The sequence below is a fragment of the Nocardia sp. NPDC059177 genome (genome assembly GCF_042755165.1).
Taxonomy (GTDB): domain Bacteria; phylum Actinomycetota; class Actinomycetes; order Mycobacteriales; family Mycobacteriaceae; genus Nocardia.
In genome coordinates this window covers 4,020-20,200 of record NZ_JBHZBX010000025.1, presented here as the reverse complement: position 1 = coordinate 20,200, position 16,181 = coordinate 4,020, and the positions used below count along the sequence as shown (strand labels likewise).

General features: G+C 68.7%; 13 protein-coding genes. 4 read left to right on the top strand and 9 right to left on the bottom strand.

Features of this window, described 5'->3' with window-relative positions; all coding sequences use genetic code 11:
* Positions 1-15: 15 nt before the first annotated feature.
* The 3 genes from ACFXK0_RS25340 to ACFXK0_RS25330 form a co-directional block, all read right to left on the bottom strand.
* Positions 16-1,755 (bottom strand): glycosyltransferase family 87 protein, encoded by a 1,740-nt coding sequence (locus ACFXK0_RS25340; protein WP_379413338.1) that lies wholly within the window; start codon positions 1,753-1,755, stop codon positions 16-18.
* Positions 1,756-1,776: 21 nt separating this feature from the next.
* Positions 1,777-3,987, bottom strand: a complete 2,211-nt coding sequence (locus ACFXK0_RS25335; protein WP_379413386.1) for a transglycosylase domain-containing protein — start codon at positions 3,985-3,987, stop codon at positions 1,777-1,779.
* Between the two features lie 888 nt (positions 3,988-4,875).
* The gene (locus ACFXK0_RS25330; protein ID WP_379413337.1) at positions 4,876-5,295 is read right to left on the bottom strand and encodes a DUF5318 domain-containing protein; all 420 of its coding nucleotides are present in this window, start codon (positions 5,293-5,295) and stop codon (positions 4,876-4,878) included.
* Between the two features lie 123 nt (positions 5,296-5,418).
* On the opposite strand from ACFXK0_RS25330, the gene ACFXK0_RS25325 reads away from it, so the two are divergent.
* The 4 genes from ACFXK0_RS25325 (at position 5,419) to ACFXK0_RS25310 (ending at position 9,088) form a co-directional block, all read left to right on the top strand.
* Positions 5,419-6,489 (top strand): DUF1707 domain-containing protein, encoded by a 1,071-nt coding sequence (locus ACFXK0_RS25325; RefSeq protein ID WP_379413336.1) that lies wholly within the window; start codon positions 5,419-5,421, stop codon positions 6,487-6,489.
* An 8-nt stretch (positions 6,490-6,497) separates the two neighbouring features.
* Positions 6,498-7,277 carry a DUF1707 domain-containing protein gene (locus ACFXK0_RS25320; protein WP_379413334.1) on the top strand — a complete coding sequence of 260 codons (780 nt, stop codon included), beginning with the start codon at positions 6,498-6,500 and terminating at the stop codon, positions 7,275-7,277.
* Positions 7,278-7,428: 151 nt separating this feature from the next.
* A complete protein-coding gene (locus tag ACFXK0_RS25315) occupies positions 7,429-7,986 on the top strand; it encodes a PadR family transcriptional regulator (RefSeq protein WP_379413333.1) in 558 nt (185 codons plus the stop codon).
* Positions 7,979-9,088, top strand: a complete 1,110-nt coding sequence (locus ACFXK0_RS25310) for an inositol-3-phosphate synthase (RefSeq protein WP_379413331.1) — start codon at positions 7,979-7,981, stop codon at positions 9,086-9,088. Before ACFXK0_RS25315 ends, ACFXK0_RS25310 begins: the two co-directional genes overlap by 8 nt.
* Before the next feature lie 138 nt (positions 9,089-9,226).
* On the opposite strand, the gene ACFXK0_RS25305 is transcribed toward ACFXK0_RS25310, so the two are convergent.
* From ACFXK0_RS25305 to ACFXK0_RS25280, 6 genes are all read right to left on the bottom strand, one after another.
* Positions 9,227-9,658, bottom strand: a complete 432-nt coding sequence (locus tag ACFXK0_RS25305) for a GyrI-like domain-containing protein (protein WP_379413330.1) — start codon at positions 9,656-9,658, stop codon at positions 9,227-9,229.
* A 2-nt stretch (positions 9,659-9,660) separates the two neighbouring features.
* Positions 9,661-10,122 (bottom strand): GyrI-like domain-containing protein, encoded by a 462-nt coding sequence (locus ACFXK0_RS25300; RefSeq protein WP_379413329.1) that lies wholly within the window; start codon positions 10,120-10,122, stop codon positions 9,661-9,663.
* 152 nt (positions 10,123-10,274) lie between these two features.
* A complete protein-coding gene (locus tag ACFXK0_RS25295; protein WP_379413327.1) occupies positions 10,275-12,533 on the bottom strand; it encodes a transglycosylase domain-containing protein in 2,259 nt (752 codons plus the stop codon).
* Between the two features lie 130 nt (positions 12,534-12,663).
* Positions 12,664-13,470: a carbohydrate ABC transporter permease gene (locus ACFXK0_RS25290; RefSeq protein ID WP_379413385.1), complete on the bottom strand. Its 807-nt coding sequence runs from the start codon at positions 13,468-13,470 to the stop codon at positions 12,664-12,666.
* 92 nt (positions 13,471-13,562) lie between these two features.
* Complete coding sequence (locus ACFXK0_RS25285; RefSeq protein WP_379413326.1) at positions 13,563-14,540, bottom strand: carbohydrate ABC transporter permease; 978 nt, start codon at positions 14,538-14,540, stop codon at positions 13,563-13,565.
* A 42-nt stretch (positions 14,541-14,582) separates the two neighbouring features.
* Complete coding sequence (locus ACFXK0_RS25280) at positions 14,583-15,836, bottom strand: ABC transporter substrate-binding protein (protein ID WP_379413324.1); 1,254 nt, start codon at positions 15,834-15,836, stop codon at positions 14,583-14,585.
* Positions 15,837-16,181: the final 345 nt, after the last annotated feature.

Below are 16,181 nucleotides of genomic sequence, written 5' to 3'. Positions count from 1 at the left end.
CGTCGCACCCTCTGGTCAGTCCAGAATCGAGGCGGGCCGAGAACCGGTGCAGGCGTGCCTGGGCCGGAGGAATTCCGGCAACCAGGCCAGTAGTGGGTCGGGGGCGCGGTCGAGGATGCCGCCGGCCGGGTCGTCGACGAAATCGCGGCGGACCAGGTCGTCGCCCGGTTGCAGGATCTGGTGCACGATCAGCGCGCACAGGCCGAGGACCGCGAGGTCGCGCAGCACGACGGTGCCGGTGAACCACTGTTCGGGCAGGCCCTTGGCGTCCTCGCCGAGGTAGTAGAACATCCGGGGCACCCAGACCAGCGCGTCGATGGTCATCCAGGCCAGCAGGATGCGGCGGTGCGGTAGCGCGAGTACCGCCAGCGGGACCAGCCACAGCGAGTACTGCGGGCTCCACACCTTGTTCGTCAGCAGGAACGCGGCCACCACCAGGAAGGCCAGCTGCGCCAGCCGGGGGCGGCGGGCGGCGGTGAGCGCGAGATAGGCGATGCCCGCGCAGGCGAGGGCGAACAGCAGCAGCGAGACGGTGTTGAGGATCGTCGGCGGCTGCCCGTGGTCGAGCTGCCCGTCGAAACCGCCCCAGCCGGTGAACGAGGCGATCACGTTGTAGATCGAATCCGGGTCGGCGTGCCGGGTGGTGTTGAGGCGGAAGAACTCCCGCCAGCCCTCCGGGTACAGCACCGCGATCGGCAGGTTCACCGCGATCCAGGTGCCTGCGGCGGCGCAGACGGTCAGCGTGGCCGCGCCGAGCGGGCGCAGGGCGAAAAGATGTGTGCGAGCGGGTGCTTCCCGGAGGTAGGTGCGCACCCCGTCGATGCTGTCGATATCGCGCAACCGCAGTCCGGCACGCGCCGCGGGCACGCGCTGCATCGGATCGGTGCGCAGGCACAGCACCACGATCGGGCCGAGCAGCAGCAGCGGATACAGCTTGGCCGCACCGCCGAGGCCGAGCAGGATGCCGGCCAATACCGGTTTGCGCCGGGCCCAGGCCAGCAGGCCGGTGGCCGCGAAAGCCGTTGCCAGGGCGTCGAAATTGGTGAACGCGTGCACGATCACCAACGGCGACACCGCGATCAGCGCGGCATCCCAGACCCGGCGCCCGGCTAGTCGCGAGGACGCCCACACCGTGATCAGCCAGCCCACCGACAGCCCGAGCGCGACCACATTGAAATACACGACCACCGACAGCGCGCCGGGCACCGGCAGGTGATCCCAGACATTGCCGATCTGCATGGCCGCGTACTGGTAGAGGCCCGAAAGTACCGGGTACTCCATGTATCTGGTCTCGGTGCCGCCATCGGGCGTCTTCTCGGTCCAGTGCTTCTTGTACGGGAACGCGCCCTCGTTGAGACGTTCGGCGCCGTAGAGCGGCACCGTGTCCGAGTAGCACATGGCCACGTACTGGCGGCCGTCGGTCCAGTCGAGCATCAGACCGCCCGCGCCGTCGCTGGTCTGCTGGATGCAGCCGGCCTTGGCGAACCAGCCGAACGCCAGGAACAGCACGGTGAAGGCGAACATCACCCGCAGCGGCGTCCAGAACCGCACCCGCCCGATCAGCGCGTGATCGCCGACCGGGCCGCCGACCACTGTCGACAGCTGCGCGGTCAGCGAATCGTTGCGGCTCGGCCGGTCGCGCGCGTCGACCGAGCGCAGGTCCGGCGCGAGCTGAGCGGGCGCGACATACCCCACCTCACGGCCCGGCCGGTTACCGTTCGACGCCGGCTGGTCCGTGAGTTGCTGATCGGTCACGACATTCGAGGCTACCGGTGACTATCGCGAACGAGTCGGTGTGGTTCCCGCCCCGCTGCTCTCGTCGTCGTTTCCGCCGCCCGCACCAGGCCGGGTGGTCGGGTTCGCGCCGGTGGTGGCGGGCGAGCCGTCGGCGGGTGCCACCGGCTGACCCGGCAGCGGGCCGGCGTCGGGTTCCGGCGCCTGCTGCTGCTGCGGCTGCGAGGGCTGCTGCTGGACACCGGGCACCGGGATCCGGACGCCGGGGAAGATCTCCACCTCGGAGGGCACGATCACCGGCGGGGCGAAGGTCGGCGCGGTGGTCGATGGCGCGGTGTAGGGCGCCGACCACTCCGGCACGCCGGCCTGGCCCTTGATCGGGGCGGGCTTGGGGAACGACTCGTTCGTCGTGCCCGACAGCGCGCCGTCCATCGTGTCCTTCCAGATGTCGGACGGCAGACCCGAACCGTAGATGCTGCCGCCGCCGTAGTTGCGCAGCGGATCGCCCTGCTCGGTGCCGACCCAGACCGCGGTCGACAGCGACGGGGTGTAGCCGACCATCCAGGCGTCGCGGTTGGCGCCGGTGTCGCCGAGCTGGTGGGTGCCGGTCTTGGACGCGGATTCGCGGCCGCCGGCGAGATTGTGGTTGCGCGAGTACGCCGCGATCGGCTTCATGGCCGCGGTGACGTTGTCGGCCACGGCCGCGCTCACCCGCTGCTCACCGGCAGGTTCGCCGCGGTCCAGCAGCACCTGGCCGTCGGCGGTCACCACCCGCTGCACGAAATGCGGCGCGTGATACATGCCGGAGGCGGCCAGGGTGGCGTAGGCGGAGGCCATGTCGAGCGGGCGGGTCTGGTACTGGCCGAGCACGATGCCGTTGTTGGGACCGGCGCCGTTGGGCTCGGTCAGCGTCTCGCCGATACCGGGCAGTTCCTCGGGGATGCCGAGCTTGTAGGCCATCTCGCGGATCTTCTGCGGGCCGTTCTGCATATCCAGCTGCATGCGATAGAAGCTGGTGTTCAGCGAGCGCTTGAGCGCCTCGGCGATGGTGCACATGCCACACGACTCGCCCTCGACATTGCCGATCTCGATGCCGTTGACGGTGATCGGCGAGCTGTCGTAGAGCTGCGAGAGCGGAATGCCCAGTTCGAGGTTGGCGGCCAGGCCGATCACCTTGAACGAGGAGCCGGTCGGCAGTCCGGCGTTGGCGAAGTCGAAGCCCTGGCCGTCCTCGCCGCCGTAGTAGGCCCGCACCGCGCCGCTGTGCGGGTCGATCGAGACCACCGCGGTCCGCAGGTTCTCCGGCTCGCCCTCGAGGTTGTCCTGCGCGGCGCTGACCGCCGCCTCCTGCGCCTTCGGGTCGATGGTGGTGGTGATCTGCAAGCCCTCGGTGTTGAGCTGCTGCTCGCTGATGCCCGCCGAGGACAGTTCCTCGAGCACCCGGCTCTTGATCAGACCGCCGGGACCCTCGTCCGCGTCGCCCTCGTTGAGCGAGGCCAGGGAGACCACCTGCGGGTACTGCATCGCGGTGCGCTCGGCCGCGGCCAGGTTGTTGCCGCTGACCATGCCGTCGAGCACGTAGTTCCAGCGCGCCTTGGCGCCGTCGGGGTTCTTCTCCGGGTCCAGCAGCGAGGGCAGCTGGATGGTCGCGGCCAGCACGGCGCCCTCGGCCACGGTCAGCTCCTGCACCGGCTTGCCGAAGTAGGCCTTCGCCGCGGCATCGATGCCGTACGCGCCACGGCCGAAGTAGATGGTGTTCAGGTAGGCGGCGAGGATGTCTTCCTTGCTCCACTGGCGGGCCATCTTGGCCGAGATGACCAGCTCGTGCATCTTTCGGGTCAGCGACCGCTCGTCACCGACCAGCGCGTTCTTCACGTACTGCTGGGTGATCGTGGAGCCACCACCGGCGCTTTCCTTGCCGAGGATGTTGTCGCGGGCGGCGCGGGCGAAGCCCGACACCGAGAAGCCCGGGTTGGTGTAGAAGTCGCGGTCCTCGGCGGCGATCACGGCATTGCGCACGTGCGGCGGGATCTGATCGATCGAGACCTCGGTGCGGTTGCCCTGCGGGGGCACCACCTTGCTGATCTCGGTGGTGCCGTCGGCGGCGTAGATCATCGCGACCTGGTTGGTCTCCAGATCGCCCGGCTTGGGGACCGACACCGCCGTGTAGGCGACCAGGAACACCGCGCTTGGCACGACGATGGCCAGCGCCATCAGGACATAGAGGGTCCGGCGTACGGCCCGCCACGGCATCTTCCGTTTGGTCACCGCTCCATCACTACCGGAGCCGTCGTCGCCCCCGCTACCAGCGCGGCGGCGGCCCGGACCGGCCGGCGGCGGTGTTCCGCCCGCGGCGGTGGCCCGGCGTTCACCTGTGGTGGGGCCGCCGGGACGGCGTCCGGCGCCGGGGCGCGCGGACGCGGCGGCGGTGCCCATTCGAGTGGTGCGGTTCACATCGTCGGCGCGGACGGTTCGGCCGGCACCGGTCTGGCCGGCGCGCACCGTCGGTTCGTCCGGGGTGCCGGGACGCGGTAGTTTCTGGGTGGCGCCTGCGGCGGGCACGCCACCGGCACGGCCCGGCTGAGCCGGCCTGCCCTGGCCGGGCCGCGGACCCTGGCCACCGACGCGCTGCGTGGGGTCGCCCGGCTGGCCACCCACGCGCTGGGTCGGGCCGCTCGCGGGCCCGTTGACGCGCTGGGTGGGGCCGCTCGCCGGGCCGCCCGCGCGCTGGGTGGGGTTGCCTTGCGGGCCGTTGAGCCGCGGTGGGGGCGGACCCTGGCGCCGCGGCGGCTGACCACCGGGCGGCGGGCCCTGCCGGTTCGGCGGCGGACCGCCCTGCGGACCTCGTCCACCGGGCGCCGGGCCACGCCCACCCTGGGGCGCGGGACCCTGGCCGCCCTGACGCGGCCCGTTGGGCGGCATCGGGCGCCGCGGCGGCTGACCCGACTGGGGAGGAAGACCTGGCTGCGGGCCCCGTGCCGGACGGCCGCCGTGCGGATCATCGCCGAAGGGGGAGGGCTCGTAGGGCGAACTCACTGACCAGATCTCCATAACTTGTAAGGTTCAACCGGCACACGACATCCGCGCCGGAGCACCGGCGCGGATACCTTGCACCCTGAACAGCAGTGCATCACGGGGTGATCACTCGGCGGCAGAGCGCCGCCCCGCTCGCGAACTCGTCCGCCGCCGGGCCGGCGCGGGCGCCGATCCCAGCACATACGACTGCACCAGGTGGTTCCAGCTGCACGAGCGGCACACCTCGACGACATGCACCGAGAACTCCTCGCTCGACTCCGCCATCCTGATCAGTTCCTCCGGGGTCCGAGCCGACCCGGCCGCCTGGCCGAGCCCGTCACCGAACACCCAGGAAACCAAGGTCAGCTGCTCTTTCCGGCAGATCGGGCAGGTGACCTCACTACCCCGGCCATGGAACTTGGCGGCACGGAGCAGATACGGATTCGCATCGCACACCTCGGCGACACCCACCCGGCCCGCATAGACGTCGGCCAGCAGCGACCGGCGCCGGAGCGCGTAGTCGACCACCTGCCGCTGAATTCGCACGATCACCAGAGTAGCTGGGTTTGAATCCCGCCGTCGTGGGCACCGCGTCATCTCCCCGCTCGTCGTACACTCCCGTTACCGGGGAGCGCACGGAGGTTTTCGCAGGTGAGGGATGCCAGGGCAATGGGTGATTCCGGGCAGGCGGGCAGGGCCGCCGATTCTGTGACGAGGGCGCGTGATATCGATCGCGCACAGGTGTCGACCGTGCTTGACGCGGTCTATGCCGAAGGCCAGCTCAGCGCCGGCGAGTACCACGACCGGGCGGCCCGCGCCGGAACCGCGCGCACATTGGGTGAACTCGAACAATTGACCGCCGACCTGCAATCACCCGCGGTTCTCGGTGGTCAGGGCACTGTCGAACGGAAGCGTTTCGGGCGCCGGAACTCCGGTGCGTACCCCGCGCGGACCAGGGCCCGCGACGCCGATCGCACCCGGATCACCGCGGCCCTGGACGCCGCCCGCGCCGACGGCCAGCTCGATGCCGACGAACACACGGCCTACACCGAATCAGCTTCGGCGGCACGCACTCTCGGCGAACTGTCCACCCTGGTCGCCGACTTGCAGCAGCGACCGCCCGCACCGGTGAAACCCAAGGCGCGCAACACTTTCCGTATCGCAACCGGCGCCGCCGTGCTGCTGGTCGGGATCAGCGCTTTCGTGTGGACGGTGCGCACGGAGCCCGCCCCCGCGCCCGCCCCCGCCGAGACGGTCGACTACGACGCGGCGCCCCCGCTGGTGATCCAGACCCCGACGCTCACCACCCTGGCCGGCTTCACGTACTTCCTCGACGACTACCGCGTCCAGTTCGGCGACACTGTCGTCGACGAGGCCGTCCTGCACGCGGATCAGGCCTCGGTCGTCCGGCGCGCGCCGGACAATCCCAGCTGGACCGCCGACTACCGCTACCAGGGTGGATTTGCCCGCGCGAGCACCCAGATCAGCACTCGCGAACGCGACGCCGTCGACATCGACCTGGCCCAGGTGAACACCGACGCCCTCGGCGCCGCCCTGACGAACGCGGCGGCCATGACCGCCGTACCGGACGGCGCGGTCACCCACTTCCGGATCGCGAACGACAGCTGGAGCGACGGCCCCGCCATCACGATCTTCGTCGGCAACGAGGTCGACCAATCCGGGCACCTGGTGATCGCGCTGTCGGGTGAACTGCTGAAGACCTACCCGTACGAAGGATGACCCCCGCGATGAAAACCTCGGCTCCCGCGAAGAACCTGCGGGCCCGTGACACCGACCGCGCCGATGTGTGCGCCCTGCTCGACGCCGCCCTGGCCGACGGCCAGCTCAGCACCGCCGAGCACGACAGCCGCACCGCGACCGCCATGCGGGCCGGGACCTTCGGCGCCCTCGACCGGCTGGTCGACGACTTGCAGATCCCCGGTGGCCTGGCCGCCACCCCGATCGCACGGGGGCTGCCGCGCGCACCCCGTCGCTGGTGGATCCCGGTCGGCGCCGTAGTCCTCGCCGGTCTGCTCGGCGCGGGCGCCGGCCTGCTCGGCCGCTCGCCGACCCCCGCCCCACCACTACCCGACCTGACCACCGGCAACGGACTCGCCCAGCTCATCACCGACTACCGCACCGAGTTCGGCACCACCGAGGCCGACGAACTGAGCGTGTTCCCCGATCGCGCCGAGATCGCCCGTTCCGGGCAGCCAGGCAAGCAGGAAACCACCCGCTACACCGGCGAATTCGAACAAGCGAGCGCACCGGCCCGCCGCACCCCCGACACCAGATCCTTCGACCTGGCCACCCTCGACCTCCCCCGCTACGCCCGCCTGATCGCCGGCGCCCCCCAAACCACCCGGCTACCGGACGGCCAGGTCTGGCACGTGACGATCGAGTACCCACCCGGCGCCGACAAGTACAGCGAGCCCTTGCTCTCGATCTACGTCAAAAACGAAGCCGAGCAGATCGGATATCTACAGATCCGCCTCAACGGCGAAGTATCCGCCGTGTACCCCGCCTAGACCCCGACCGGGTATCTCACCAGCGCATACGCAGTGATGTGCGTCATTCAGCTTTGCCCAGATGTATCGGGCCGATATAGTTGGAAGTCGCATCCATCGGTTAGGTCCGTTCGGCCTGTCGGGTCGACATAGTCAGGGAGTGAGGTCGGCAGTGCTCGAATTGGCGATTCTCGGCCTGCTCCTCGACGCGCCCATGCACGGTTACGAGCTGCGCAAGCGGTTGACGGGCCTGCTCGGAGCGTTCCGGGCCTTCTCCTACGGTTCGCTCTACCCGACGCTGCGCAGGATGCAGACCGACGGGTTGATCGCCGAGGAGATTCCGGAGGGCGCGACCGCGCGCCGTGCGCGCCGCGTCTACCGGCTGACGCCGGTCGGGCGGGAACGGTTCAACGAACTCCTCGCCGACACCGGTCCGCAGAACTACACCGATGACGGTTTCGGCGTTCACCTCGCCTTCTTCAGCCGCACTCCTGCCGAGGCAAGGATGCGGATTCTGGAGGGCAGGCGGCGTCAGGTCGAGGAGCGCCGAGAGGGACTGCGCGAGGCGATCAAACGGGCTTCCGGCTCGCTGGATCGCTACACGAGCCAGCTCCACCAGCTCGGATTGGAATCAAGCGAGCGCGAAGTGCGCTGGCTCAACGAGTTGATTGCGGCGGAGCAATCGACGAAGGCGGCACCACAGAAAGAGGGAAAGAGCGGCCATGAGTGATGTCAACAAGGTTGGGTCCGGCGAAGTTCGCGTCGCGATCGTCGGTGTGGGCAACTGCGCGTCGTCGCTGGTGCAGGGCGTGCAGTACTACAAGGATGCCGACGAGAACTCGACCGTTCCCGGCCTCATGCACGTCAAGTTCGGTCCCTATCACGTCAAGGACGTGAAGTTCGTTGCCGCGTTCGACGTCGACGCCAAGAAGGTCGGTTTCGACCTGGCCGAGGCCATCTTCGCCAGCGAGAACAACACCATCAAGATCTCCGATGTGCCGCCCACCGACGTGACGGTGCTGCGTGGCCCGACCCTCGACGGCATCGGCAAGTACTACGCGCAGACCATCGAGCAGTCCGAGGCCCCGGCCGTCGACGTCGTCAAGGCGCTGAAGGATGCCCAGGTCGACGTCCTGGTCTCCTACCTGCCCGTGGGCTCCGAAGAGGCCGACAAGTTCTACGCGCAGTGCGCCATCGACGCGAACGTCGCCTTCGTCAACGCGCTGCCGGTCTTCATCGCCTCCGACCCGGTCTGGGCGCAGAAGTTCGTCGACGCCGGTGTCCCGATCGTCGGTGACGACATCAAGTCCCAGGTCGGCGCGACCATCACCCACCGCGTGATGGCCAAGCTGTTCGAGGACCGCGGCGTGGTGCTCGACCGCACCTACCAGCTCAATGTCGGCGGCAACATGGACTTCAAGAACATGCTCGAGCGGGAGCGTCTGGAGTCGAAGAAGGTCTCCAAGACCCAGGCTGTCACCTCGAACCTCACCGGTTCGCTCGCCGGCAAGGTGCACGACCGCAACGTCCACATCGGTCCCTCGGACTACGTGGAGTGGCTCGACGACCGCAAGTGGGCCTACGTCCGCCTCGAGGGCCGCGCCTTCGGTGACGCCCCGCTGAACCTGGAGTACAAGCTCGAGGTGTGGGACTCGCCCAACTCGGCCGGCATCATCATCGATGCTGTGCGCGCCGCCAAGATCGCCAAGGATCGTGGCATCGGTGGACCGGTCATCCCGGCCTCGGCCTACCTGATGAAGTCGCCGCCGGAGCAGATCGCCGACGATGTCGCGCGTACGCAGCTGGAAGCGTTCATCATCGGCGCGGAGTAGTCACGCGACGACAGATCACGCGAGTACATGGGTAACTCGCAGGGGACGGGCTGACTCAGCCCGTCCCTTTCCGTCGGCCGCCAACGCGAATCTCGCGGTACTCGGGTCTGGCCAGAATTGCGGAGAAGCGGAACAGCATCAGTCGAGGGAGACGTAGACCTCTACGCTGGTCGGTCCGGTGTAGCGCTCGAGTTCGGCGGTGTGGGAGCGGGTGATGGTGCCGGCGTTCTCGGCCTTGACGACCTGGGCCCAGGCCGTGCGTAGCAGGTCGTAGGGCTTGTCGGAGACGACGAACTTGGCGTAGCGGCCTGCGGGGATGCGGGTGAGGACGTCGCCTTCGTCGATGTCGTCGAGGCTTGCGACCTCGTAGCCGAGCACGGCGACGGCGTGATCGTTCTGGCCGATGTAGGCGGCCGCGCGGGGGACCGTCTTCTCCCGGGAGAGATAGCGGTCCCAGGTGAAGTTCACCAGGTCCAGGTCACGGGCGGTCACCTCGCGACCGGCCAGCGGCACGGTGAGACCCGCGACCAGCCCGTCTTCCAGGGTGACGATCTCGAAATCGACAGCCATGGCTATGCGCCGCCCTTCTCGCCGGTCAGCGAAACGAAGATCTCGACGGTGTGCTCGTCGGGGTACTGCTCGTAGTCGCCGGCGTAGGCACGGTCGAACTCGTCGGCGGCTTCGGCGTCCCAGATCTGGCGCCACAGCGCGACGATCACGTCGCCACGGTTCTCGCCGCTGGCGGTGAAACGGGCGTAGCGGCCCGCCGGAATACGGGCGAGCACATCACCGGCCTGGAGATCGGCCAGTGTCTTGCATTCGTAGCCGACGATGTGGGTCAGGTACGAGTTGATCTCGGTCGCGAAGTCGACGTACCCGGTCGCGATCGGTCCCGGTAACTGCGCCCTGGCCAGCAGATGCCGCCACGCCTCCACCACCTTCGCCCGCCGTGGCCCCTCCACGGCGAGCGCCGGACTGCGGAGCACAGTGCCCGCGATCAGCGTCTCGGGACGGTCAACGACATTGAAATCCACCTGCGTAGCCCCTATGTCTAGTCTCGTCGTCGCTCGAGCGCATCCATCTTCCCGCATCGCTACGACAGGTTCCGCGCCGGGCTCGGTCGCGCTCTGGCCAACGATGTTGCCATGTCCGCTCGGGCGCTGGGTCCCGGTGGCCAATCCGTGATCTACCGCCCACCGCCACCACCGAGGCCGGGGAACAATTCCCCTGGTTGTGACGGCTGCGGGGCGGGCGGAATGATGATCACCGGTGCGGGCGGACGCTGGGTCGTCGTGCCCGGATCGGGGAATCCGGGACCGGCGGCGGGCGGGGTGGTCGACGGTGGCGTGATGATCAGCGGCGCCGGTGTGCGCCGGGTGGTCGGCGGGTTGAGGATGTCGTAGTCGCCGCCGCTGCGCGAGGGCGCGGGCGCGACCGGATTCGACAGTGGCGGCACCTCGAACTGCTCGACCGGCGTGCCGGCCAGCGCCGTGTCCATCGCCTGTTTCCAGATGTCGGACGGCAGGCCCGACCCGTAGATCGCGCCGCCACCGCTGGTGCGCAACGGCTGGGGATGCTCGGTGCCGATCCACACCGCCGTCGACAGCGACGGCGTGTAGCCGATCATCCAGGCGTCCTTGTTGTCGTCGCTCTCGCCGAGCTGGGTGGTGCCGGTCTTGGCCGCCGACGGACGGCCCCCGGCCAGGCCGTGCCCGTTGGAATAGTTGGCGATCGGCAGCATCGCCTGGGTGGTCGCGTCGGCGATGCCGGCGGGGATGCGCTGCTCGGGTTCATTCGACCGGCCGACCCCGTAGTCGACGCCGCGATCCAGCAGCACCTGACCGTCGCCGGTGGTGACCCGCTGCACGAAGTACGGCGGCCGGTAGGTCCCGTGGTCGGCCAGTGTCGCGTACGCCGAGGCCATGTCGATCGCGCGAACCAGATACTGGCCCAACACGATTCCGTTGAGCGGCGGCCCACCCGCCTCGGTGAGCGTCTTGTCCTCCAGCCCGGGGATGTATTCGGGGATACCGGCCAGGTGCGCGGCGTCGGCGATCGAGCGCGCGCCGTCGGCCATCGTCATGGTGAGCCGGTAGAAGCTGGTGTTCAGTGAGCGTTTGAGCGCCTCGGTCAGCGGGCAGCGCCCGCAGGAGTCGCCGCCGTCGTTGGTGATCTCGGTGCCTCGGTCGGTGATCGGGGAGCTGTCGATCGCCCTGGTCAGCGGGATGCCCTGCTGCTGGGCGGCGACGAGGGCGAAAACCTTGAACGAGGAACCGGTTTGCAGCGGGGCCTGCGCGAAATCGAAACCGGTGCCGTCCTCGCCGCCGTAGTAGGCGCGCACCGCCCCGCTGCGCGGATCGATCGAGACCACCGCGGCACGCAGCTCCGGCGGCTGCCAGGACAGCCGTTCGCGCACGGTGTCGACCGCGCCTTGCTGGGCGGCGGCGTCGATGGTGGTGGTGATCTGGAGTGCGCCGGTGTTGATATCGGCGTCGGTCAGGCCGGCGGCGCGCAGTTCGCGCAGTACCTGGGTGCGGATATGGCCTTCCGGGCCCAGGGTGTTGGGTTCGTCGGGGGTGTCGTCCAGCGGCAGGATCTGCGGGAACTCGGTGGCGTCCCGGTCGCCGGGTGCGAGCACCTTCATCTCGACCATGCCGTCGAGCACGTACTGCCAGCGGGCCCGCAGCTGGTCGAAATGGGTTTCCGGATCGAGCACCGACGGCGAGCGGATCACCGCCGCCAGCACCGCGCCCTCGCCGAGGGTCAGTTCCGGAACCGGTTTGCCGAAGTAGGCCTTGGCCGCCGCGGCGATGCCGTAGGCGCCGCGCCCGTAGTAGATGGTGTTCAGATACGCGGCCAGGATCTCGTCCTTGCTCCACTGCCGCGCCATCTTCGCCGCGATGATCAGCTCGCGCATCTTGCGGGTGACGGTGCGCTCGGAGCTCAGGAAGGCATTCTTCACGTACTGCTGGGTGATCGTCGAGCCGCCGCCGGCGTTGTCGTTGCCGAGCAGGTTGTCGCGGGCCGCGCGCAGGAAGCCGCTGGTCGAGTAGCCGGGGTTGGTGTAGAAGTTGCGGTCCTCGGCGGCGATCACCGCGTCGCGCACCGGAATCGGCACATCGGCGAGCGGGATCGGGATCCGGTTACCTTGCGGTGGAATGAATTTGGTGAGCACGGTGGTGCCGTCGGCGGCCAGCAGGGTGGCCGGTTGTTCGACGGCGACCTCGGCGGGTTCGGGGATCTCCGAACTCCAGTACAGCGCCGCGAGCAGCAGCGTCGGCACACAGAAGAAGAGGATGAACAGGGCGAGCAGCAGCCGCCGGATGCGTTGCGCCCTGGTGCGGGGTCGGCGGTCGCGGCGCTCGGCGGCACCGTCATCGGGGTCGACGGCGGCGAGCCGGGCGGCTTGGGCGCGCCGCGCCGCACCCTTGCTCTCGGAGGCCACGCCAATCCCCTTCCCGAGCGAGGAGAAGAATCATCTGCATCTGCCGATCGATGCAGGCGACTCTACCCGTCAGGGGCCGCCGAACCCGGGAGGAGCGGCTTGGGGGCGGCCGACGCGCCGCCCCGCGCACTCAGCTCTTGACGCCGCCCGCGGTCAGACCGGAGATGATCCGCCGCTGGAACACCAGCACCATGATCACCAGCGGCACCGTGACGATCACGCCGGCGGCCATGATCGCCGCGTACGGCTGCACCAGTGGATCGTTACCGGAGAAACTGGCGATCGCCACCGTCACCGGCCGGGTGTCCTCACCGGAGAGCAGCCGGGCCAGCAGATACTCGTTGACCGCGGCGATGAACGCCAGAATCGCGGTGGTGAACACCGCGGGCGCGGCCAGCGGCAGCATGATCAACCGGAACGCCTGCAGCTTGCTCGCGCCGTCGATGCGCGCGGCCTCCTCCAGCTCCCACGGCAGTTCGGCGAAGAACGAGGCCAGGATGTAGACCGTCATCGGCAGCACGAAGGAGATGTTCGGGATGATCATCGCCTGGTACTCGCCGATCCAGCCCAGATCGGTGAACAGCTGGAACAGCGGCGTCACCAGCACCACGGCCGGGAACATCGACGCCGACAGGATCAGCCCCGACACCAGATACTTGCCCGCGAACGTCATCCGGGCCAGCGCGTAGGCGGCCAGCACACCGAGCGCCAGCGCGATCGCGGTGGTCGCCGAACCGACGATGACGCTGTTGAGCAGCGCCTTGCCGAAATCGTTGCCGCGGCTGGTGTCGAAGGCGTTGCGGAAGTTCTCCAGCGTCAGATGAGTGGGCCACGGCGTGGAGTCGAAGGTGTGGGCCGGATCGCGGAAAGCGACCACGGTCATCCAGTAGAACGGGCCCAGACCCCACACCAGCACGATCAGCACGCCCAGATACATCCGGACAGTCCCGAGGCGCTGACGCCACGACACCGGCTGCACCGCGGGCGTCTCGCGCTGCACGGACGGCTCTTTGGTCATCGAGATGCTCATCAGTTCGCCTTCCGCTGTTCTTCCTGCGTGCGAACAGCGTTGGCGCCCAGCACCTTCACCAGCACGAACGCGATGGCGAAGACGAGCAGGAAGGTGATCGTCGACAGCGCCGCCGCACTGTTGGGACCCTGACGCACCTGGTCGACCACCAGGATCGACAGCGTGCTCGTCGCCGGGTTGGCGCCGGTCATGATGGCGGGCAGGTCGTACATGCGCAGCGCGTCCATGGTGCGGAACAGCACCGCGACCAGCAGCGCCGGCTTCAGCAGCGGCAGCGTGATGTGGACGAACCGCTGCCAGGCCGACGCGCCGTCGACCTTGGCCGCCTCGTACACGTCGTTCGGGATCACCTGCAGGCCGGCCAGGATCAGCAGCGCCATGAACGGGGTGGTCTTCCAGACATCGGCGAAGATCACCGCGAACCGCGCGGCCCACGGATCCGAGGTCCACAGGATGTGGGTGCCGAGCACCCGGTTCACCACACCGTCGTACTGGAACATGAACTCCCACAGCCGCGCGGTGACGGCGGTGGGAATCGCCCACGGAATGAGCACCGCGGCGCGCAGCAGCGCCCGGCCGCGGAAGGTCTTGCCCATCACCACGGCCATACCGAGACCGAGCACGGCCTCCAGCGACACGGTCACCACCGTGAAGAACAGGGTGACCCCGACCGCCGCCCAGAACTGGGAGCCGAGCGTGCCGGTCGGGCACGACTCGGTCCCCGACAGCGTGGCGCACTGCTGCAACAGCCAATGCGTGTAATTGCTGAACCCGGCGCTGCCGCCCTCGACGAACATGCCGGTGGCCGGGTCGATCCCGGCGTCCTGCTGGAAGGACATCCAGATCGCCTGGAACACCGGATATCCGATGACCACGGCCAGCGCGACCAGCACCGGCGCGACGAACAGCCACGCCTTGCCGGATCGTCGCAGTTCCAGCGCAAGCCCGCGCTGCTTGGCTCCCGAAGGATCCGACACCGTTACTACTCTCCTACGGTCAGGTCGGGTCCGCTGCCTGCGCTACGAACCGGAACCGGCTGTCTCGATTCCCTTTTGCATGCCGGCTACCGCGTCGTCGACCGACTTCGTGCCGTTCAGGGCAGCATAGGCGTTGTCCTGGATGGCCTTCGACACCGCGGGATAGAACGGGGTCACCGGACGCGGCACGGCGCTGGCGATGGATTCCTTCAGCGCGGGCAGGTACGGCATCTTCGCGATCAGGGCCGGGTCGTCGTAGAGCGAGGCACGCACCGGGGGCAGCGCGCCCGAGGCGATGATCTGCTGGGCCTCCTCGCTCACCAGGTAGCGCACGAAGTCGGCGGCGGTGGCCTTGTTCTTGGAGAACGCGCTGATCGCGGCGTTGTAGCCACCGAGGGTGGACGCGCCGATGCCGGTGTTGCCGGGCAGCGGGGCCACCCCGAACTTGTCCTTCACCGCGGACGAATCGGCGTTGGCCTGGGCGTAGAGGTAGGGCCAGTTGCGCAGGAACAGCAGCTTGCCGGACTCGAACGCGCTCGCGCTCTCACCCTCCTTGAACGTGATGGCTTCCTTGGGGATGTCACCGCGCTGGTAGGCGTCGACGAGGACCTTCAGGCCCGCCTTCGACTCCGGGCTGTTCACGGTCGGGGTCTTGCCGTCGGCGCCGACGAAGCTGCCGCCGTAGGCGTTGATGATCTCGGAGGTGTTCACGGTCAGGCCCTCGTACGGGAACAGCTGACCGGCGTAGCAGCCGATGTTGTTGTCGCGGGCGATCTGGCACTGACCGAGCATCTCGCTCCAGGTCCGCGGCGGGTTGGGGACCAGGTCCTTGCGGTAGTACAGCAGGCCACCGTTGGTGTTCTTCGGCGCCGCGTACAGCTTGCCGTTGTAGGTGGCGCTGGCGACGGTCGGTGCGAGCAGCGGCGTGGTGTCGATCGAGAAGCTGTCCTCCAGCGGCTGGATCCAGCCCTTCGCGGCGAACTCCGCGGTCCACGGCACATCGAGGGCGACCACGTCGTAGCCGTCCTGCTTGGCGCGGAAGTGCTCGGCGAGGTCGTCGTGCTGCTGAGTGCCGTCGGCCGACTGCTCCTTGAAGGTCACCTGCTCGTCCGGGTGCGCGGCGTTCCACCGGTCGATGAGCTGGCGTACCACGCCGGTCTCGGTGGTGTCCTTGCCCTCGACGTAGGTGATCGGGCCACGGCCCGTCAGGTTCTCGCCGAGCGCGTTACCTCCGTTGTCACTGGAGCAGGCGGTCGCGAACGATGCGGTGAGCAACGCGATCGAGGCAGCAGCCATCGCCGCTCTTGGAACAAACTTCAAGGCCATCGCAGACACTCCAGGGTCGAGACAGTGAGCAGCAGCACACCGTGCGGTGCAACAGGCAACATACAGTACTTCTGGCGGGCCGGGGCCCGCGTGTTCTCGGCCCCCTGGGCCTCGATCTTCCCTCCCTGCGGGCACTCCTTCGTCGCACCCTCCGGTCAGTCCAGATCGAGGCGGGCCGAGAACGGGTAAAGACTTCCATTTGTGGCGGGCCGGGGCCTGTGTGTTCTCGGCCCCCTGGGCCTCGATCTTCCCTCCCTGCGGGCACTCCTTCGTCGCACCCTCCGGTCAGTCCAGATCGAGGCGGGCCGAGAACGG